This window comes from Chitinophaga sp. 30R24 (assembly GCF_049056765.1).
Classification (GTDB): Bacteria; Bacteroidota; Bacteroidia; order Chitinophagales; family Chitinophagaceae; genus Chitinophaga.
Window position 1 is genome coordinate 16,200 of record NZ_JBJGXX010000002.1, and the last position, 21,360, is coordinate 37,559.

A 21,360-nucleotide genomic window follows, 5' to 3' on the forward strand; every position below is an offset into this window, starting at 1 on the left:
TTTAAGGAAAAATCAGGGAATTATAGCCTGATATGCCCTATTTTAAGAGGATTAGTATTTATCGTCGTTAATTTCCAGCCAATATCCATCTGGGTCACGCAGGTAAATCTGTTGTACGCCATCCACCCGGTGGGTAACGGAGCCGGCTTTGCCTGGCCAGTCTTCCCAGGCAATATGGTGCTGTTGTAATACCTCCAGGAATTCTTTCATGGAAGGTACGCTGAAGCATAAGTGGGTATTTTTATCGTGTGTGGTAGCTTTGTCGGCGCCGGAAATCACATGTACCTGGCTATGTTCCCCTACTTTGAACCAGCTATGTCTGCCGTCTTTAAAAGGTTCGTCCAGCGTTTCCAGTCCTATAATATCCCGGTAAAAGGCCGTGCTACGTTCCAGGTTTACCACGTATAAAGCCATATGATTCAGTGATGGGTACTTTTTCGTTTGCGCATTCATGTTAGTGGAAATCCCGGTCAGGGCCAGTATCAGCAAGCTGCCGGATAGTAAAAATTGTTTCATAATGACAAGATAGCAAAAAAATATCCGGTTATCAGATACTTTTCAGCATATAATAACCGGATAACGATATAACAGTTGCCTTGCTACTGTGCTGCTTTAAAAGCAACAGATTCAATAATAATATCAAGCTTTTTAAGGGCAGGCATATCTGAGCGTATGATTTTGTCGCCGGTAACCTGGTCATAAAGTTTAGGATCGCCGGTATTGTTGGCTTTGAGCACAATCACTACGCCTTTGCCATCAAGGGAGCCCCCTTGCCAACTGGTTACCTTGCCACCATCTGTCCACTCAAAGGCATTGATCTTGAACGGGCGTCCGTTTACCTTGATTAATTTTTCCAGCGGGTCGCCAGCTTTAATACCATAAGGGGATTTCCATTTAGAAGGATAGTGGGAGAAGGTAAGGATATTTCCGTTGTCTCCATCAAACTGTACTTCCAGTTCATTGTCGGTGTCGGGATAAATCAGGTAAGCCTCCCCTTCTTTATCGCCAGCCAGGTTAACGGCATCATGTTGGATCACATTGCCCTGGCCATACATTTCTAGTAGTTGTTCAGGCTTGCGAACCTGAAATAAGGGGTGTACTTCCCAATTGCGCAGGTCGGCAGCAGGTGCAGTAGCTGCTGTGTTTGTGTTGCTATCTATTTCAGTATTGGAGCTGCCAGGGGTTGCATCAACAGCAGAGGAGGCATTGGCCGCTGCCTGGTTAGCGGCTGCTACTTCCGAAATACTGGCAGGCGGTTTTTTGCCAGTAACCGGTCCTGCGTAAGTCGACAGAAAGTCTTTTTTATCGTCTAACAGGGCCTTAATATCGTTTTTGTATTTATTGGCCGTGTAGGTAGCAATAGGGAATATATTGTTGCTTTGCAGGTTCATGCTGCGAAGGTTGGCGATAAACCGTTGCCGGTTGCAGTCGCTATACTGATAAAGAAATTTCAGGGCGGCATCCAGTGCTGTGAGATCTTTTTTCAGATCAAAAACGGTAGAGTCTACATCCAAACCTGCGTTGCCGCTACGGGTTAACTGTTCCGCAATGTAGCCTGTAATAGAATCGTGCGGAAGTTGATAATGAGCTGCCACCCTGGCCGAAAAATCGTCTATAACTGTTTCGGTGAGCTTCGTTTGGGCTTGCAGTAATGCCGGAACGATGAGGGCAACCAATATGAAAAACCTTTTCATGTGAGTTGTATTGATAATCTTATAAAGTAACAATGTTAACTGGTTTAAGATCACTAATTTATGTAATCTTTTATCACGGCCAACTATTGCTGCCAATTGTAGCAGGAATAACTAAAACGTATATATACTGAAATATAGTATTTTTAATGGCAGCGCCCTAAAAGAATTGGCCTTGCCAGGGAGTTTGACTGCATGTTCTTTCAGTAGCTCTTTCCTCGTTTTCTTCTTTTTCGTCTGGCTAGGCACCGGGTTGTCGGGAGGAGACGCCAGCAGCAGTTGGTAAAGCCAATAAAAAGGCTGCCTCACAAATTATGAGACAGCCTCTTGTTTTACTGAACAACTATGTCTTTATATTTTTTTCTTAATTAGTAGCATTTATTTTACCAACTATCCTGTAACCTACGATTGTATTATCGCTGTTCAGTACTGTTTGGTAATACATGCCATCGGCTGATAAAAAGTACTGTTGACCATTAATGCTTACAGTACGGCAACCGTCTGGTAACTGGGTGACCATATTGTCTGTACCATTATTATTGCCGTTGTTAATTGGGGCAATGGTGTTACTTGGGTCATTTGTAGTTGGTACTGTTCTGTCGCCTATTTTACCATTCTCTCCAACTACCACATAACGTCGGCCGCTATTTGTCATGGTTTCCTGGTAATAGGTACCATTTGATTCATAATACACATTACCATCCATGTTGATTTCCTGTGCGCCGTCCGGAAGGTCCGGAACTGCCGCGCCTAATGGGGCCGGTATTACTTTGTAGCCTTGAGTGTCGTCGCCGCTAGATTCATAATAGGTACCACCGTAATAATATACGGGGCCAAATCCTGCGTCTAATGCGAAACAACCGTAAGGCAGGGTAGAAACATACAAGCCAATAGGAGGAAAGAATGGGTAGTAGTAAGGTCTGTACCATGGGCGTCCGTAATATCCACCGCGGTAATATCCGCCACGGTAATATCCGCCTCGGTAGTAGCCTCTGTTAACTGGCGCGGTTACGCGGGGGGATGACATATGCGGAGATGAATACATCCGACCGCTGGGGGCTCCTCCTCCCATTCGGCCTCCTCCAAATCCTCCTCCGAAACCTCCACCACCGAAGTGGCCACCGCCACCACCGCCACCATGGCCGCCTCCGCCTCTCTGTGCAAAAGCATCGTTAACTGTAAATGTGCCCATAAGGCCAATCAGCACAAACAGTATATAAAATCTGTTTTTCATTTTCTTAACATTAAAATAGTAATCGTCACTTCAAATCCTCTATTTTTCAGTTACTTATTGGACGGAAAATGGTAACTAAAGTTTAATTTAAAGAGTAGTATGCAAAAATGCGGCCGGTATTTTTTTGGAAAAAAACGCTGAAAATAGTGGACTTTGTTAAGAAGCAAGTAATGGTTGGTGAGGCAAAACAGAAAATATTGTTTTGCAACGTGTTACCGTAAAAGTTGGCGTTGTAAGCCGGGATTTTTGCCGGTATCCTGTGATTTTACAAGGTGTACAGGCAAAAATCCAAATGTTTTTTAACAAAAAATTTGTAGTTATTATGCCTTGGTAGCGTTAAGCGCAACTGAGAAATGTTGGGCCAGTTGTTTGATTGCTGCGGATTGGGCTACTTGCTCGATCCAGGCTGCTGGTATTTGGTTAATCCCATAATGTAGTCCTGCTATTGCGCCTGCTACGGCGCCGGTAGTATCGGTGTCGCCTCCCAAATTAACAGCAGCAAGCACACAGGATTCATAAGTGTTGGTATTGAGCAGACACCATAAAGCGCTTTCCAGGGTGTGCACCACATAACCTGAACTATCAATCTGTTGTACCGGCACCGCTGCTATCTGTTGTTGTAATATCCTTTCATAATATTTTACTTCTGCCGGATTAAATGGTTGCATATGCAGATAAGCATTTACAGACCGTTGCATTTGCGCGTATGCATGCTGTAGGTTTTTTAACGATAGCAAATGACGGAGGAACTCTACATAGATGAAACATCCCAGTACGGAGCGGAAATGTTGGTGGGTGATACCTGATACTTCTTTTACCGTTTGATAGCGTTGGTGTATATCATTTTCTTTTACCAGATAGAAGGCCAGCGGCATCATGCGCATCAGGGAGCCGTTTCCGTTTTCAAATTCTTCAAAGCCACCGCTAACGAAAGGGGAAGTACCTACAGCCACTCTTTGCAAGGCGCGCCGGGTAGTATGGCCAATATCAAATACTTCATTATGGGCGCCCCAGTAACCGAATTGGGCCCAGCGTACAAAGGTTTGAGCCATCGTATGAATGTCGTATCCCGCAATCAGGCTCTCTGCAGTACAGAAAGTTAGAGAAGTATCATCCGAAAAAGTCCCTGGAGGTTGGTTCCAGCAGCCGAAACCGGTAAGCGTAGTAATAGGGTTTTCTGAAAGAAAGCTCCGGGTTTTAAATTCTACCGGTACACCCAGTGCATCGCCGATGGCAATGCCATAAAAAGCGCCTGTGATTTGTTCTTGCATGGGATAGGATTACTAACGTTAAAGTATGTATGAAAACTTCTATTGAATATACGTCTGATTATTCAATAATAATCTCAGTATCCTTTTGTTAATACAATATTTTTTTTGACACTGCATGTTCATTTTGTTCAGTAAAATTAAAAATTGTTCATTCTTATTCATTGGGATTTGAGCCCCGATAAGTGTTTGATGAAAACAGGGAGTAACTATCTTTGCATTATAACGATAGATGATCGTTGAAAATATACCTACTTTTCTGTCGCTTTGTAGCCATTATGTATTACTGTCATGCACTATTAACCCGTGCGATGATAGGTTGTAAGGTAGTTTACAGTACGGTTATAGCAGTTATTGTTTGTTAGAAAATTTGAAAATTAACCCACATGCAGTCTTTTTTATTTAACAGACATTTTCAAACATGTACATTTTTAGGACATTACCACCACCGGTTTTTTCTATTTGTATTGAATTAGCTGGACGTGGAGATCTGTTTGTATAAATGGCATAATATGGATATGGCCCTCTGCGCAATAGCCAGGAGGAAGTTATTGGGTAAAGATATTTGGCGATAACCCATTGTTTGTTCCCGATATAGTTAATCAATAAATCCTATTCACAAATGGGGTGATAGTACATACAGAGAGGGACTGTTTGTCCAAACGGTCCTGTTTTTTCTTCAAATTTGAGATGAATCATTAGTTGAAGTCTTTGCGACGCTTTCTTAACGGGACCACTTATTCAGGTAGTCCCTGATATTATAATAATTGTAGCAAGTGAAGGGATACAAAAAAATATTGGAGTGCAACATACAGATGGAAGCTTTAAATGATATGGACTGTTTTTCCAAGCGGTCCTCATTACCGAAGATGCTCAATATGCAGGCGTCAGGAATGCGTATTGTTTTTATACAATGCTATAGGTTAAACGGGCAGTATAAATTGTAAGGCAATTTTATGCTGCGATTAATTCGGAATAAAGGGGATTGTTTATCCAAACAGTCCCCGACCTGAAAAACCAGGCTATTGCAATAGCCTTCTATATATACTTTTTGATTAAGTAGCATCAGATTGGGAATGATAGGGGCCTTCTTTTTAGTAGGTCCCTGATTTTAACAAGTTCAGTAGAATAAGAAAGGCAATTTGATATACAACTAAAAAGGAGGGTAGTCCAAATGCCCTGTAGCAACAGATGTACAGTGATGCATTCAGGAGTTTTTGGACTACATAATGGATCGGACATACCAGAAAAGGGGGCTGCTTTTCCAGGCGGCCCTATTATCAGACATGCAGATAATTATACAATGAACACGTATAGTTATTCCAGATACTCATGCTTAGTGGTTAAAATAGAGGTGGACGAGTGTTAAAAGGAAGGGCTGTTTGTCGAAACAGCCCAATATTTACGAGATGGATTATTTTTCCGGAGTGGTGAAAATTGGTGCATTAGGCTATACCTTCGTGATGGGGAGCTGGTACATGATACCAGCGTGCTGGTTACCTATCTAAAACGGATACTATATGCAATTTCATTTTCTCGGAAAATCTACGCTTTCTATCAGCGAGATTGGATTTGGCTGTATGTCGCTTGGCAGTGATGATGCCCTGAATGCGCGTCTTATTCATCAGGCTGTAGATGGCGGGATTAATTTTTTTGACACGGCAGACCTCTATGACCGCGGGCAAAATGAAAGAACAGTAGGGAAGGCTTTAGTAGGTAAGAGGTCATCAGTGATAATTGCAACCAAAGTAGGCAACCAATGGCGGGAAGATGGGAGCGGCTGGGATTGGAACCCCCGGAAAGCATATATCATAGCAGCGGTGGAGGAAAGCCTCAAACGGTTGCAAACAGATTATATAGACCTTTACCAGTTACATGGCGGCACAATCGAAGACCCGATAGAAGATACCATTGCCGCTTTTGAAACATTGCAACAACAAGGGAAGATTCGTTATTACGGCATTTCTTCCATCCGCCCAAATGTGATCCATGAGTATGTGAACCATTCCCATATGGTAAGTGTAATGATGCAATATAGTTTGCTGGACCGGCGCCCGGAGGAATATTGCTTCCCTTTACTGGAAGAACATCGCATAGGCGTGTTAGCAAGGGGCAGCGTGGCGAAAGGATTGTTGGTAAACAAAGCAGCGACCCCTTATCTTAATTATACGGCTGAAGCGGTGGCCATTGCTGCCGCGGCCATTAATGAGCTGAGTATGCCAGAGAGAGGACCTGCGCAAACAGCGCTCCGTTTTGTATTACAACAAGCGGCAGTTAGTAGTGCTGTTGTGGGAATCAGAACCAGGGAGCAACTGGAAGATGCCCTTAGGGCCACTATATCCCCTGCTTTGGAAGAAGCGGCTATTGCTCAATTGCAACGCGTGGTTCCGGTTAATTTTTACGATCAGCACCGGTTGTAGGAAGGGCTGGATATATTGCACTCCAGCTAAGGATGAGGTGGTAACATACATCATTTTCCCTGCTCCCCGCTTTCAGCAGACTGTTTTATCATTGTGCTTTGTTAAAGCTTCCCCATATGCAGAAATTAAAAGTAGGTATGTTGCTTTTTCCGGAGCTCACCATACTTGATTTTACAGGCCCTTACAATGTATTTGTAAAAGCTCCTTGTTTTGAAGTGCTGACTGTTGGCATTACCTCCGGCCCTATCCGGGCAGAAGGAGGACTAATATTGCAACCAGCGATAGAGATGGCAGATTGCCCCCAGCTGGATATATTGTTTGTTCCTGGCGGCCATGGCATAAATACACTCTTACAAGAGCCAGTAGTATTGCAGTTCTTGCAACAACAGGCAGAAAAAGCAAAGTACATTACGTCTGTGAGCACTGGCGCTTTGGTATTGGCAGCTGCCGGACTGTTACAGGGGTATAAGGCAACTACCCATTGGCGTTCGCTAGAACTGTTGCGGATGTTTGGTGTGGAAACGCTGGAAGAAAGAGTGGTAAAAGATCGTAATCGTATCACCGGCGGTGGGGTGACCGCCGGCATTGATTTCGGATTGGTATTAACGGCCTTAATCGGTGGTGAAGAAATGGCCAAAATAATACAGTTGCAACTGGAATATAATCCGGCCCCGCCTTTTAGGGAAGGTTCCCCACATACTGCAGGTTTACCCGTATTACAAAAAACAAAAGAACTAACCCAGTTGGGACTAGACGCCAGAAAGAAAATTATCCAGCAATTATTGCAGGATCAGACTTCCGCCTCAGTAAGGCCGTCCTGATAACTCGTATTTCCTTTAAGCTGATCATTCTATTTTGTTCCGGGTCCCATACCTTCAACCGGAAACAGGCTCTCATGTCGCGGAAAGATAAAGAGGTGGTGCGCGCCTGTTGCAATTCAGGGAAGGCTTGCATTACTTCCGGTAAGCGGTAAAAAGGAATGCGGGCATTCAGGTGATGAATATGGTGATAACCTATATTGGCTGTAAACCATTGCATTACCGGGCTCATTACCAGGTAGCTGGATGACAGCAATGCTGCTTTATCGTAGCACCAGTCTTTGTTTACACTGAAAACAACGTCAGGAAAATTATGTTGGGCATAAAACAGGTATGCTCCCAGGCCACAAGCAATAGTAAAGGGAATAACGATAAACAATAACCAGCTTTGCCAGCCCCAAAAATAACATACTGCTACACTGCCGCCGATGTGAATAAGCAAGGCGAATAAGGCATCTGCATGTTTACGTGGGCTGCTCAAAAAAGATTGTATGCACATCCCGATCATGAACATAGACAGGTAGCCAGCGATAATGGTGAGTGGATGGCGGCTGAACAGATAGCGTCGGCGTTCTGAAGGTGTGGCTGATTCAAACCTGTTGCGCGTAAGGATAGGGTAGGAGCCAATGCTGGCACTGAAAAGTTTGGAATTATGTTTATGGTGATAATCGTGGGAGCGTTTCCAGATGCTGGATGGCGCCAACACGTATATGCCAAATAGTATCATTATGGCGTTGGCCAGAGAGGAGTTATGTAGTATGGTATGATGCTGATGATCGTGATAGATCACAAACATTCTTACGATCAGCAACCCGGAAAGGATGCTGGCCATTACTTTTAATACCAGGTAAGGTAGCATTAAAGTACCAGTAAGAGTGGCTATTAACAGAAATAGCGTAGATAATGCATACAGCCAGCTAAGAGTTCTGTGTTCGCGTGCGTATGGCTTGGTTGCCAGGATCAGTTCTTTACCTTCCAGCATAATAGTTGTAGGATATTATAAGCTTATTTAAAATTTTTGTCGACTAAATAATAGCAGTGCGCTTGTGTTTCCACCGTTTGTGCGACCAGAGCCAGGTGGCTGGTTGTGCAACTATATCTGCTTCCAATTTACGGGTATGTCCCGCTGTTATTTCTCCATCCTTTTCTGTAGCAGGTGTAGCAGTGAGTACTTCGGCCACTACAGTGTAGTAGCCGCGCTTTTTACGTTGTACAGTTACATATACTACCGGGTAGTTCATTTTTTGTGCGATCTTTTCAGTGCCTTTAAAAACAGGCGTGTCCTGATGCAGGAAATTAAGCCATTGTGCAGTTTTAGGCTGCGGTGCCTGGTCTGCAATGAAAGCGGTGGCGGTAACCTTGTCCCGGTTTTGCACCATATCCCGGAAAGTGTCTTGCATGGCAATCAGCTTAGTGCCAAAGCGGGTGCGCATACGGTACATCAGCCCATTGAAATGTTTGTTGGCCAGTGGGTGGTAGATAACGTACAATTGTTGTTTACACAATATGCTGAACGTATTACCAGCCCATTCCCAGTTACCCTTATGTCCCATAACCAACACGATGCTTTTCTTTTCGGCATCTAGTTGGTCAAATAGCGCCAGGGTATCAGGCGTAAAGCTACAATGCTTTACCATAGCAGCCTTGCTGATGGTAAGCGTTTTAAATGTTTCCAGGAAAAGATCGCAGAGATAGTGATAAAAATCTTTGCAGATGCGGTGAATTTCCGCCTCACTCTTTTCCGGAAATGAATTACGTAGGTTTTGTAATACTACCTTTTTACGGTAGCCCAGTACGTAATATAACAAAACATATACTGCGTCAGAAACCAGGTAAAGTACACGAAAAGGCAATAGCGATATCGCGTATATCAGCGGTAACAGCAGGTAGTAGGCAACTCCAGACAATGTGGCATAGATTTTTAATACCCCAAAAAAGTATTATTGAAAATGTAAATGTATATTTAAAAGAACACTTTTCATAGTATTCCAACAAAAAACGGCACATCGGTTCATTTAGTATCTTTATCCAGTAGTGTTGTGCAAACTTTAACAGATGCAAAGGAAAACTATATTTTACCTGATAAAAGCAATTTGCCTGTTGGCAATGATGGGGGGCCTTACCTATTGCGCCCGTAATCCGTATGCCCCTAGCAATAAAAAATACCGGCAGCGCACAAAATCCTATGCGAAAGTGCTGCGCCGGGAGCCTAGCCCCATCAATGGCCCCGAGGGTATACCCCCTACATCCTGGGTAGGTACGGTTAACTTTAATATGCGTAAACCCAATCTGGTTATTATTCATCATACTGCTCAGCATTCATGTGAACAAACACTAAAAACGTTTACCATGGAACAAACACAGGTAAGCGCTCATTATGTGGTATGTCGTAATGGCACTATCTACCATATGCTCAACGACTATCTCCGTGCCTGGCATGGAGGCGTGGCCAAGTGGGGAAACCTTACCGATATTAACTCTTCTTCCATAGGTATTGAGCTGGACAATAACGGGCAGGAACCTTTTGATCCGGCCCAGATCAACAGCTTGTTGGTGTTGCTAGACACGCTGCAGCACCGTTATAATATCCCCGCAGCCAATTTCATAGGGCATGGCGATATTGCCCCCGGCAGAAAAGTAGATCCCAGCGCGTATTTTCCCTGGCAACAATTAGCAGGAAAAGGATTTGGACTGTGGTATAAAGACACTGCTGCTACGGTGGTTCCCGGATCGTTTAATACGCTGCTGGCGTTGCGCATTATCGGTTATGATATTAAAGATTCCACTGCCGCTATAATGGCCTTCAAACGCCACTTCATACCAGCAGATAGTTTGCCGGGAATGAACGAAGCAGCGAAAAAGATCTTATTTAACCTGCAACAACAATATCAATAAAGCCAAGACTACCCCTGCTAACTTGCTACGGGAGGCTGGTTTCGTTGGCAGCTCAAAGCATTCAGTTAGTAATTTATCCAGTTTCCGTAGCTAACAGCCAGTATATCGACACCTTATTGTGGCTTTACCCCTATGTCCTGAAAAGAGTTTTTGTAGTGTGAGATAAATAGGTTATTTTAATAATAGGTTGGACTTATTGCCAAATCAAAGAGAGATCGTTTATCCGGACTTGTTATATACCTATTTGCCAACGTTATAATTTTCTCTTCCCCATGAAACGTACACACAAATTCCCGTTACTGCTATTAGCAGCCATTGCCCTGCTACTGTTATTTTCCCGTTATTCATCAGCTGTTGCCCCCTCTGCTGCTATACCGGTACGCGATTCTTCCTGCCTCGTGAAAACAGAGGTGAGTTATGATTTTGCAGAAAACCTGCGCAAAAAGATCCATGATATTGTGGAAGATAAACTGGCCGGCGGTATTGAAGAAAATGGCAAAGTTACCTGGGAAAATTCCCCTGATGCTCCGGAATACTACCAGGTGGTATTGCGGAGAACAAAGATTACCATCAAATATAAAGGAACAGTTTGCGAGGATAGGCAGATCTGGCAGAATGTGGAAGATAGTAAAGCAGAAATAAAAAAACTGCTGAATAAATAAGGTTAGCTTTTCAAAAGCTAAAGGGTCCACTTGCTTATTACCAAGATCTAATACCTGATAAGAAAAATATTGGGTTATTTACCGGAAGAAACTTACCAGGAATATAGATTCCTGGTAAGTTTCTTCCGGGTTTTTTATTCTCCCCCCATAAAAAATAATTGGTATTTAATATAAATTATTTTAATTATGTGATTTTTGAATGATTAGTCTTAATTTAACCGGATCATGCTGAAAATACGGAATCGGTTGTATGAAAAAACAACCATCGGGCTATTCTTTGCAGTAACTATATTTGCTGCCTGCCAACAGGCCAAACAGGAAGAGCAAGACAACATAGCGGTAGCTGCGGCTTCAGAAAATATAAGGCCGCTTACTGCCTCAGAGGATTCCCTGCAGGAGTTGCACCGGAATATACCATGGGATCAGATAGAAGTATTTCCTTTTCCACAGGCGCTGATTAATAATAAGGTGCCGCTGTTCACTAACAGGCAACAGCTGGAAAGGCTGCTTGGGGCGCCAGATAGCGTGATTTCCGCTGCCGGGGAAGATATTTGTGGCTCCCAGTTTGAAGAAGACTTTAATTACTATTATAAAAATGGCGCTACTTTCGAGGAGTACAAAGATTCACTGGCTTGTGAAGAATTTGTGTTTATCCCCAATAGTACACTTACCTGTGGAAAAATAACGCTCTCCTGCAATACTACCTGGGAGGATATAAAACGGTGGTTCCCCAATGCAGTATTGCAGGCGGAAAATGAAGGTAAAACAGATATGATCACGCTGCGAGACTCCTACAGTAAAGAAAGTGTGAGCAGTGTGCAGTTGTATTTTGAAAACGGTAAATTGGTACGCGTTGTTAATTTTATTCCTTGCTGATTACATCAGGTAAACGCTTAAGCTTCGCGCTTCCTGGGCGCCATGTACCAGTACTGCGCCTATATCGGAAATAGCGGAAGGACCCATCATGAAGCAGCCATAAGCGGTGTCTTCCAGATGCACCTTTAGGTAAGCATCATACATGTCTGCTACTATTTCTGTAGGAGATAGCAGGATTACCAGATGCTGGGAAAGAAATCCCAGGGCATTTACCACCAGGTCTTCTTCTGTTAACCATACCATCCCGTTCTCTGCTACGCCGAACCGGGCGCGTATTACGCCTACATCTATATCTGCCAGTTCATGCGGGTTTGTGATAACGTGAAGGTCGCGGTTACCTGCAATTTCTGGGGTAGTAGAACAGATGACGCGTGCCTCTGGGAATTGTTGCGCCAGTAGTATCTGCGCAGCTGTGGCATCTATTGGTTTGTACAAGGTGCCTCCGGCGTCCCGGACGCGGTCTTCAAAAGCGGGTAACAACGTGGTAATCTTTTTGGGGATAACTGTAGCAGCCGGATAGTCGGTCTTCCCGGCGGGCAACTGACTGCGAACAGCAGACAGTATTTGTGTGTGTGTGTGACTGTTCATCATCTTGGGCTTTATATTGTAAATACCATTCACGAAATGTATGTTTGGCGAAATGGGGCTAAGTAATTATGTACTTTATCAGTGCTTAATGGGCCTTGTAGTGGTATTCATAACACAAAAGGAGCCCTTAAAAACCCCATATTCCTGCAACAGGATTGTTTTAGCGGATAACCCTATTTCTAACCACTCCAATAATTCCAGGGTAGCAATACCTGTTTCAGGAAATATGGCGTCAATGTAACAAGGAATGAACAGCCATTTTTCATACAGCCATGATTTGATAGGTTTACGTAACCATTAACACATCTGTTCATATTTTGTTGTAGGTTCAGCCGTGTTTACATCACCGTTATATGGGTTTACATTACGGGCGTTTTTCCTCCATCTACCGCGATGCTGGTGCCAGTAATATAGGCAGCTGCCGGGGATGCTAGAAAGGCGGCCAATGCGGCTATTTCGTGGGCTTCTCCAAATCGCTGCATGGGAATTTCTTTCAGCCATTCCGCTTCTATTGCTGCTTTACTTACCTGGCGGGCGGTAGCATTGTTGTTGATCAGCGTTTCCAGCCTGGCGGTAGCAGTAGAACCGGGAAGTACATTATTTACTGTTATACCATGCGGCGCGAGTTCAGTAGCCAGGGTTTTAGACCAGGCAGCAACTGCCCAACGCGTAGTATTGGATACTCCCAAGTTTTTTAATGGCGTTTTTACTGAGGTGGAAATGATGTTGATGATGCGGCCGTATCCTGCGGTAATCATATCTGGCACCAATGCTTGTGCGAGGACCTGGTTGCATAACAGGTGCTGGGAGAAAGCGTTGGTGAAGGCGGTGGCGCCGGCATCTAAGATAGGGCCTCCCGCCGGTCCGCCGGTATTGTTAATAAGGATGTGCACCGGCCCATGCTGCGCTAAGTCGTTAGCTACGGCGATTACCTGTGCTACTTCTGAGAAATCGGCTATTTCATAACGATGCCGTTGCTGTCCCTTTACTGCCAATAAGGGAAGAACAGCTTTTAACCGGTCTTCGTTCCTGGCCAGTAAAATGCAATTAGCTCCCAGTAACGCGAGTTCTATAGCAGTAGCTAAACCTATTCCTTGTGAACTGCCGCACACAAGTGCTGTTTTTCCTTTGAGAGAGAGGTCCATTGTATTTTTTACCTACAATTTAATGAATTTAACTCCGCTATACCTGCCAGCCTGTGCCACCGGTATTCACGATAATCATGAAACATACAGTCATACCGCGAAATACATCCAGCGGTAAAAAGCGTTGCAGGCTTGGCGTCATTGTTCTGTAATTATGCGGTTGATAAGATGGTAAGGAAAGAAAAAGAACGTTCGGCTGACTACAATATAAATATCTAAAAGCCAAAATCCAAATAAAGTAGGAGGGGAAAGCAGTAATAGTGGTTTTGCAGTGGAAGGTAGTAGGGGCTAATGTATTGTTTATGAAGGGTTCGTGTTATAAATAGGGCCGGCCATTATTTTTTAACCGGCCCTTTGCTAGGTTTAAAATTTGTTGTTAAGAAGGGTTTATTTTGAAAACCCTCTGCCCAGTACTTCATGTACTTCGTGGATCACGACAAAGGCTTCAGGATCGGTTGCCTGTACCAGTGATTTTAATCGCATCAGCTCTTGTTTGCCAATCACTACATACAGTATTTCCTTCGGATCGCCGGTGTAGGCGCCATGCCCGTGCAGTACGGTAGCGCCACGCTTAAGTTCGCCGGTAATTTTGGCTGCCAGTGTGCTGGTATGGTTAGAGATAATGGTGATGGCGCGTTTAGTATTGAGACCATCCACAACATAATCTACTGTACGGGCCCCGATGTAAACGGTTATAAAGGTATACATGGTTTTTTCTACACCGATGATGAAAGAAGAGGCTAGGATCACTATAATGTCGAAAATAAGCATGGCATTGCCGAGAGACCAGCCCAGGTATTTATTACATAACCGGGCAATAATAGTAGCGCCGCCAGTGGTGCCACCGGAAAGGAATACCAGTCCTATGCCGATGCCTACCAGTAGTCCGGCAAAAATGGCAGCCAGTAGTGAGTTGGTGGTAAGAGGCGCCAATTTATCCGCTGTCAGGTAAAGGAACAAGGAACAAAAGAATATGCCTAAAACGGTATAGACCGCACTTCTTTTGTCCAATAGCTTATACCCGGCAATAACCAGCAGGACGTTGATAATAAAGTTAGTAATGCCTGGAGACCATCCCAGAAAATAATAGGTAACGATGGTGATGCCTATTACGCCTCCTTCCGACAATTTATTGGGAATGGCTAGGTAGTTAATGCCGACAGCAAATATCAGTGCGCCGAGTGCTATCAGCACTACATTTTTCACATGCTCTTTCATGCCCGCAAAAATAAGCTTTGTATTACGTATCGCGAAGTGCGGAGGAGGATACTGAATTAAGCTTTTGTAAACATATGATAACATATAGCCATTAAAGAAAAACACAAAAAAATTGATGCAATTATTTGGAATTAATAAAACCCTATGTATATTTGTCTACCAGATCTGTAGACTAATTGAATCTGTCTCCCAATGGAAGCATCAGGCAATTGCTTCCGGCATCCTTTGATCCACCAGCAAGGTGTGCGGCCATCATTATTATTGATAAAAATGTGTAAATATAAGTACACTATGAAAAGGCACATGCTGACAAGTGGAATGCGTTCCCTCACGCAATATGCAGAGGACCAATTTATCACCTGTTCCCGTTATATTCAGATAGCGTGCTATTGTTGTAGCTGTAGCTATTAAAAAGATCTTGCGTTCTGTAAGCTGTAAATAGAATGCCTGGTCAGGCTTGCGGGGGAAGGTGCGTTGCAAATTTATTGGTGGTAAATTTATCGCAACAGACCTACCCGCATCCTCCTGGCATATACAACTAACATCTTAATCGCTGTATCCCACATGGATGGTATGCAGTATGAAACAATTTCCTGCTATTCAGTTACCAGACCCCTGAAGTAAGAGCTGTCGATATGATAGCAGTGCCGCTTATTTAATAACCTTTAAGTATATACGTCGTTTAACAGCATTTTTTTGTTACTATCCATGAGCCATAAACTATCAACTTCAGTTCAAACGGGGCGCTGCTTCAAACAATTCTGGTGGGTTTTGCCGGCAGTTTGCCCCGGGGACTGGAGGATAAAATTATCCATCACTGCTTTCCAGCCAACGTTTTTTAAATTATTATCCGGAAGCAGCTTTGCTTTACTAACGTAGAAGCATATACTTTTCCGAAAGCCTGACTTATAATGTAGGAACCACTTGTTTCCCAGGTAAGGTCCCCCCAGTGCCAGCAAGTCCCGACATACGTCGGGACTTCTTTTTATGAATAATACATCTTGCTGTATCGCCTATACGAAGATGACGTTCTCTTGTTTTCATCTCCCGAAAAAAAAATAAGAAAATCTTATGGAAAACATTTTAACAAGACATCTACTTATAAAACACATTACCATGGACTCAACTAATATCAGGGGGAACGAGTTCCTCGACATTCTCTTCTCCGGAAGGAATAAGGATTATGGGGCCTATGAATTACGTAGTCGTTACGACAGGCGGGTTCGCAACGCTATAATAGGCACCGCTTCTATCATGCTGGTAATCATGGGCGGTTATGTATTGAATAACCAGTTAATGGCAGCCGGTCATACTGAGCAGCCGGTATTTAAGATCAAAGAAATAGAGCTGGCCCAATTGGATATACCGAAAGAGCCAGACCCGGTGATTCCACCTCCGCCTGCTGTTCCGGCTACACCTCCGCCAGTTGCTACTACTGTGGCTTTCACCAGCAAAATGGTGATCACAAAAGAAGATGTGAATCCAGATGAAATGCCACCTAAGCAGATAGACATGAAGGATAAAATAATAGGTGTGGCTAACATTGATGGTGTAGAAGGAGGGGTAGATGCAGACATGGATATTGATCTCCGTGGCAAAGGGATGGATGGGGGAGTAGTAGCAGCGCCACCTACAGCTGCAAACGACCGGCCTTTTGTAACGGTGGAAATAATGCCCGAATTTCCTGGTGGTGAGGCGGCGCTGATGAAGTATTTAGGTAAAACAACTAAATACCCAACTTTAGCCCAGGAAAATGGAATACAGGGTACTGTTTTTGTTCAATTCGTAGTGAACCGCGACGGTAGTATCTCCGATGTAAAAACTGTAGGTGCTGTACAAGGCGGTGGTTTGGAAGAAGAAGCAATACGCGTAGTTGGCAAAATGCCTAAGTGGAAACCCGGCCGGCAAAATGGACAAAATGTCTCCGTATTTTTTAACCTGCCAATCCGGTTTGCACTACACCAATAATGTTGTATACCTATAAAAATTTTCAGATAACCAATACCGTATGATTTTCTTCCGCCATTCCTATTTATCCCGGCCTTTGTCCATATAACCCACGCCTTCTAATCCTGATTAACAATCCCGGTGCGCATTACAGCGGCCGGGATTGCCTTTTGTATATCTACTTATCTATTAGATAATATTCAAACATTAAGTGTGTATGTAAAACAAAAATCAAAAAACTAATAAATCATCATAATAATTATTAATTTAACGGCTGTTTAGTTCTCTTCTTTAGCACCCTAAACGGATAAATTAGTATGGAAGCGCCGGTAAACAATTCGCTGCAACAGTTCAAGAACCTCGTTGGAACCAAGTTTCAGCTATATAATAGCCTCTTTACCTCTTTGCCTTTCCACCGTGTGGAAAAAACAGGCATATTCCTGTCGCTTTTTTTGTTGCATTGTGAGGAGGGCTATGCCAAAGGCAGTAGTCCGCAGGAGATCATAGATACTTTCTTTCAGCAATATACTACCTATACCGACGAGCAGCAGCGCAACGATCTGTTGTTTCGTTTTGTGCAATATGCCGAAAGACAAGTAGTGTTGTTTGATGCCCTTGAAGATGCCGCTTTCCGTAATATCCGCGACTTGCAAGGCGCCGGCACATTACGTCATCTCCAGTCGGAAGTGGTACAGGAACAGGCCCAGGAACAACTGAAAGAGAAATTGAAGGACTTTTCAGTACGGCTTGTGCTCACCGCGCATCCTACCCAGTTTTATCCTAGCGAAGTATTAGGTATCATCAACGATCTGTCTAAAGCATTGATCGATGAAAACACCAGTCAGGTAAATATGTACCTGCAACAGTTGGGTAAAACGCCCTTCTTTAAGAAGGAAAAACCTACCCCATACGATGAAGCTATCAGCCTGGTGTGGTTCCTGGAAAATATATTTTATCAGTCGGCCGGCCGTATTCTCTCTTTTATGAGAGGCCAGTTCCCCGGTGCTATCAGTAGTAATAATTCCCTGATCCGCATGGGCTTTTGGCCAGGTGGCGATAGAGATGGCAATCCTTTTGTGAATGCGCCTACTACTATGGAGGTGGCTACAGCCCTGCGCGCTTCCATAATGAAATGCTACTTCCGTGAAGTACGTAACTTGCGCCGTCGCCTTACGTTTAAAGGTGTTGAAAATGTTGTAGCCTCGCTGGAAGGAAAATTGTCGCGCAATTTATTTAAACCTGGCCATAAAGCAGATATCAGCCGTCAGGAAATACTTGATACGTTAGCGGATATACGAAATACTATTATTACAGATCATAATGGCCTGTTTGTACACCTGGTAGATAACCTGATCAGCAAGGTAGAGATCTTCGGCCTATTCTTCGCATCACTGGATATAAGGCAAGACAGTTCCATACATGGAGCAGTCCTGGAAGCAGTGGCAGCTAAAACATCTGCCCTGCCAGATAATTATACTTCCCTGAGCGACCGGGAAAAGATCCGCACTTTATTAGGTATCCAGGATGCTATAGATCCAATGCTGCTGGAAAATCCGCTCCATCAGGATACCCTGCAAACCATTGCCGGTATTAAACAGATACAGTTAGCCAATGGAGAAGAGGGGTGTAACCGTTATATTATCAGCCATAGTACCTGTGTGCTTAATGTAATGGAAGTATATGGTTTATTTTTGTTGAGTGGCTGGAAAAAGGAAGAGATGTCGGTAGACATAGTACCGTTATTTGAAACCATCGAGGATCTGCGTCAAGCCGGTTTGGTGATGAAGCTGTTGTATGAAAATACAGATTACCGTGAGCACCTGCGCCGTCGTCAGTGCAAACAAACCATTATGCTGGGTTTTTCCGATGGCACTAAAGATGGGGGATACCTCATGGCCAATTGGAGCATCTATAAAGCAAAGGAAGAACTCACTGCTATTTCCAAAGAATACGGTATCAACGTGGTATTCTTCGATGGCAGAGGAGGTCCTCCGGCACGCGGTGGCGGAAAAACGCACCAGTTCTATGCTTCCATGGGCAGGAATATTGCCAATAAAGAAATACAGCAAACCATACAGGGACAAACTATCAGCTCTAATTTCGGTACCGTAGATGCTGCACAGTTCAATGTGGAACAGTTGATACATGCTGGTATCACCAACGACTTGTTTTCCTCCCGTGAAGTAACGCTGACCAAATCAGAGGAAAATCTGTTACAATCGTTGGCAGACGAAGGATATATGGCCCACAATAAATTAAAAACACATCCATATTTCCTGGCTTATCTGGACCATGCCAGCCCATTGCGCTATTATGCAGAAGCGAATATCGGCAGCCGTCCAAGCAAGCGGAATGCTTCTGCAAAATTAAATCTCAATGATTTGAGGGCTGTACCCTATGTAGGCGCCTGGAGCCAATTGAAGCAGAACGTGCCTGGCTACTACGGCGTGGGCAGTGCGTTGGAACAATTGGATAAACAAGGTAAATGGGAAGAGGTATTCCATTTGTACCAACATTCCCTGTTCTTCAGAACTTTGCTGGACAACTGCGAGATGGCCATGAAGAAGAGTTATTTCCCGCTCACCGCTTATTTAGCCAAGCATCCGCAATACGGAGAAGTATGGCAGATGATCTACAACGAATTTGAACTTACTAAAAAGTATCTGCTGCGCCTGAACGGAGAATCCGAGTTAATGGCCGGCAGTCCTATAGACCTGCTCTCGATACAGATGAGAGAACGTATTGTATTGCCATTGCTTACAACGCAGCAATATGCGTTGACGCGTATAAGAGAGCTGGATGCAATGCCGGGCAACGGACATGGCAGGGAAACCTATGAAAAGCTGATTATGCGTTGTTCTTTTGGTATTATCAATGCAGGCAGAAACTCCGCATAGCCGTGCCTGGAGATCGTTCCGTAAAGATACCAACAAAAGCCTGAATGTTTTTCTCTTGGTGTTTTTACGGACATATCCCTGTTGTTTTATTTACTTTACGCAAGGCTCCGTTTACATCCGGGCAGATCTGTGGTATTACCTGGCCTTAGGGCTTTGTATCATTTGGTACGTTATGAAGCTGGCCCCCATAGGGCCTCTACAAGACATAGTTTTTTTTCCCAATTCTTCCCTACTTTTACAGCTCCTTAAGTAACTTCTCTATATGGCAAACAGCTTATATGACTTTGGAATGATTGGCCTCGGCGTAATGGGTAGAAACCTGTTGCTCAACATGGCAGATCATGGCTTTTCCGTTATCGGCTTTGATAAAGACGCTGCCAAGAACAGCGCATTAGAAGCAGCCGCTACCCCTGGTACTACTGTTAAAGGCGTTTCCGAGCTGGCCACTATGGTGCAGTTGTTGGAACGTCCCCGCAAGTTGATGATGCTGGTACCCGCCGGTCAGCCGGTAGATGACGTGATAGCATCCCTGTTGCCGCTGCTGGAACAGGGCGATGTAGTAATAGATGGAGGAAACTCCCATTACACAGACACTTTACGCCGCGTACAGGAACTCCGCCCGAAAGGTATCCATTTTATGGGTATGGGCATATCCGGTGGTGAACAGGGCGCCCGTACAGGCCCCAGCATCATGCCTGGTGGCGATCTGGAAGCATATGCTAAGGTAAAACCTATGTTGGAGGCTGTTGCCGCCAAAGTAAAGGATACCCCTTGTGTAGCTTATCTTGGTAAAGAAGGCGCCGGCCACTATGTTAAAATGGTACACAATGGTATCGAGTATGCTATTATGCAATTGATCAGTGAAAGCTACGCCCTGCTGCAAAAAGGGGCTGGCCTCAACAACGACCAGCTGCATGAAGTGTTTAAAAGCTGGAACCAGGGCGCTTTACAATCTTTCCTCGTAGAAATCACAGCAGATATCTTCCTGCAACAAGATGATCAATCAGACAAACGCCTGGTAGATGTTATTTCAGATAAGGCGGGTTCTAAAGGTACGGGCAAGTGGACTTCCCAGGATGCTATGGAGCTGCCGGTAGCCGTTCCCGTAATAGATACCGCTGTGGCGATGCGTACCCTCTCTGGCTATAAAGACCAGCGCCTGGAAGCTGCTACTCTGTATAAAGAACCTGAAAATGCTATACACACTCCGGCGGAGATGTGGATCAAACAGGTGCATGACGCTCTGTACTTCGCTACTATCCTGAGCTATGCTCAGGGATTAGCTATGTTGCGTGAAGCTTCCCACGACCTGAAAATGGAAATTCCATTACCAGAAGTAGTAAAAGTATGGAGAGGTGGTTGCATTATCCGTTCTTCCCTGCTGGAAGTATTTACACAAGCCTATCAGCAAAATGCTGACCTGGCAAACATTCTGTTGGATAAAGCTGTTGCTTACCTGGTGCAATCGGTAGAAAGCAATACCCGCAGCGTAATCGCGCAAGCAGTGGCTGCAGGTGTTCCTGTAGCCGGCTTTATGTCGGCCTTGTCTTACTTTGATGCTTACCGTACAGGCCGTATGCCTACCAACCTGATACAGGCGCAACGCGATTATTTCGGCGCGCACACTTATCAGCGTATTGATATGCCCGGCACTTTCCATACAGAATGGCAGCATCAATAAAATAATGTTCATCTTCAATT

At 44.2% G+C, this 21,360-nt stretch carries 17 protein-coding genes; 8 read left to right on the forward strand and 9 right to left on the reverse strand.

Features of this window, described 5'->3' with window-relative positions; genetic code table 11:
- Positions 1–51: 51 nt before the first annotated feature.
- From ACDQ55_RS06510 to ACDQ55_RS06525, 4 genes are all read right to left on the reverse strand, one after another.
- A complete protein-coding gene (locus ACDQ55_RS06510) occupies positions 52–516 on the reverse strand; it encodes a VOC family protein (protein ID WP_420980455.1) in 465 nt (154 codons plus the stop codon).
- A gap of 83 nt (positions 517–599) precedes the next feature.
- Positions 600–1,694, reverse strand: coding sequence for a hypothetical protein (locus ACDQ55_RS06515; protein WP_420980456.1), 1,095 nt, complete (start codon positions 1,692–1,694; stop codon positions 600–602).
- Between the two features lie 361 nt (positions 1,695–2,055).
- The gene (locus tag ACDQ55_RS06520) at positions 2,056–2,925 is read right to left on the reverse strand and encodes a DUF6515 family protein (protein ID WP_420980457.1); all 870 of its coding nucleotides are present in this window, start codon (positions 2,923–2,925) and stop codon (positions 2,056–2,058) included.
- A 320-nt stretch (positions 2,926–3,245) separates the two neighbouring features.
- Positions 3,246–4,196 (reverse strand): ADP-ribosylglycohydrolase family protein, encoded by a 951-nt coding sequence (locus ACDQ55_RS06525; RefSeq protein WP_420980458.1) that lies wholly within the window; start codon positions 4,194–4,196, stop codon positions 3,246–3,248.
- 1,517 nt (positions 4,197–5,713) lie between these two features.
- Between ACDQ55_RS06525 and ACDQ55_RS06530 the strand changes: the two genes are divergently transcribed.
- Both ACDQ55_RS06530 and ACDQ55_RS06535 read left to right on the forward strand, forming a co-directional pair.
- Positions 5,714–6,613, forward strand: coding sequence for an aldo/keto reductase (locus tag ACDQ55_RS06530; protein ID WP_420980460.1), 900 nt, complete (start codon positions 5,714–5,716; stop codon positions 6,611–6,613).
- A 116-nt stretch (positions 6,614–6,729) separates the two neighbouring features.
- On the forward strand, positions 6,730–7,434 hold the full coding sequence (locus ACDQ55_RS06535) for a DJ-1/PfpI family protein (protein WP_420980462.1): 705 nt from the start codon (positions 6,730–6,732) through the stop codon (positions 7,432–7,434).
- On the opposite strand, the gene ACDQ55_RS06540 is transcribed toward ACDQ55_RS06535, so the two are convergent.
- On the reverse strand, positions 7,382–8,413 hold the full coding sequence (locus ACDQ55_RS06540) for a fatty acid desaturase family protein (protein WP_420980463.1): 1,032 nt from the start codon (positions 8,411–8,413) through the stop codon (positions 7,382–7,384). The genes ACDQ55_RS06535 and ACDQ55_RS06540 overlap by 53 nt on opposite strands.
- A gap of 43 nt (positions 8,414–8,456) precedes the next feature.
- Positions 8,457–9,338 carry a lysophospholipid acyltransferase family protein gene (locus ACDQ55_RS06545; RefSeq protein WP_420980464.1) on the reverse strand — a complete coding sequence of 294 codons (882 nt, stop codon included), beginning with the start codon at positions 9,336–9,338 and terminating at the stop codon, positions 8,457–8,459.
- A 148-nt stretch (positions 9,339–9,486) separates the two neighbouring features.
- Between ACDQ55_RS06545 and ACDQ55_RS06550 the strand changes: the two genes are divergently transcribed.
- The 3 genes from ACDQ55_RS06550 to ACDQ55_RS06560 all read left to right on the forward strand — a co-directional run bounded on the left by ACDQ55_RS06550 (position 9,487) and on the right by ACDQ55_RS06560 (position 11,864).
- Positions 9,487–10,326, forward strand: a complete 840-nt coding sequence (locus ACDQ55_RS06550) for an N-acetylmuramoyl-L-alanine amidase (RefSeq protein WP_420980465.1) — start codon at positions 9,487–9,489, stop codon at positions 10,324–10,326.
- A 272-nt stretch (positions 10,327–10,598) separates the two neighbouring features.
- A complete protein-coding gene (locus ACDQ55_RS06555; protein WP_420980466.1) occupies positions 10,599–10,988 on the forward strand; it encodes a hypothetical protein in 390 nt (129 codons plus the stop codon).
- Positions 10,989–11,213: 225 nt separating this feature from the next.
- Positions 11,214–11,864: a hypothetical protein gene (locus tag ACDQ55_RS06560; protein WP_420980467.1), complete on the forward strand. Its 651-nt coding sequence runs from the start codon at positions 11,214–11,216 to the stop codon at positions 11,862–11,864.
- Here the strand turns inward: ACDQ55_RS06560 and ACDQ55_RS06565 are convergent, their stop codons facing one another.
- The 3 genes from ACDQ55_RS06565 to ACDQ55_RS06575 form a co-directional block, all read right to left on the reverse strand.
- Entirely contained in the window at positions 11,865–12,455 is a 591-nt protein-coding gene (locus ACDQ55_RS06565) for a LutC/YkgG family protein (protein ID WP_420980468.1), read from the reverse strand.
- Between the two features lie 356 nt (positions 12,456–12,811).
- Positions 12,812–13,597, reverse strand: a complete 786-nt coding sequence (locus ACDQ55_RS06570) for an SDR family oxidoreductase (protein ID WP_420980469.1) — start codon at positions 13,595–13,597, stop codon at positions 12,812–12,814.
- A gap of 387 nt (positions 13,598–13,984) precedes the next feature.
- Positions 13,985–14,815: a YitT family protein gene (locus ACDQ55_RS06575; protein WP_420980470.1), complete on the reverse strand. Its 831-nt coding sequence runs from the start codon at positions 14,813–14,815 to the stop codon at positions 13,985–13,987.
- Positions 14,816–15,931: 1,116 nt separating this feature from the next.
- Between ACDQ55_RS06575 and ACDQ55_RS06580 the strand changes: the two genes are divergently transcribed.
- The 3 genes from ACDQ55_RS06580 to gndA all read left to right on the forward strand — a co-directional run bounded on the left by ACDQ55_RS06580 (position 15,932) and on the right by gndA (position 21,340).
- Positions 15,932–16,783, forward strand: coding sequence for an energy transducer TonB (locus ACDQ55_RS06580; RefSeq protein ID WP_420980471.1), 852 nt, complete (start codon positions 15,932–15,934; stop codon positions 16,781–16,783).
- A gap of 296 nt (positions 16,784–17,079) precedes the next feature.
- Positions 17,080–19,659, forward strand: a complete 2,580-nt coding sequence (locus ACDQ55_RS06585; protein WP_420980473.1) for a phosphoenolpyruvate carboxylase — start codon at positions 17,080–17,082, stop codon at positions 19,657–19,659.
- Positions 19,660–19,921: 262 nt separating this feature from the next.
- Complete coding sequence (gndA, locus tag ACDQ55_RS06590) at positions 19,922–21,340, forward strand: NADP-dependent phosphogluconate dehydrogenase (RefSeq protein WP_420980474.1); 1,419 nt, start codon at positions 19,922–19,924, stop codon at positions 21,338–21,340.
- The last annotated feature ends 20 nt before the right edge of the window (positions 21,341–21,360 follow it).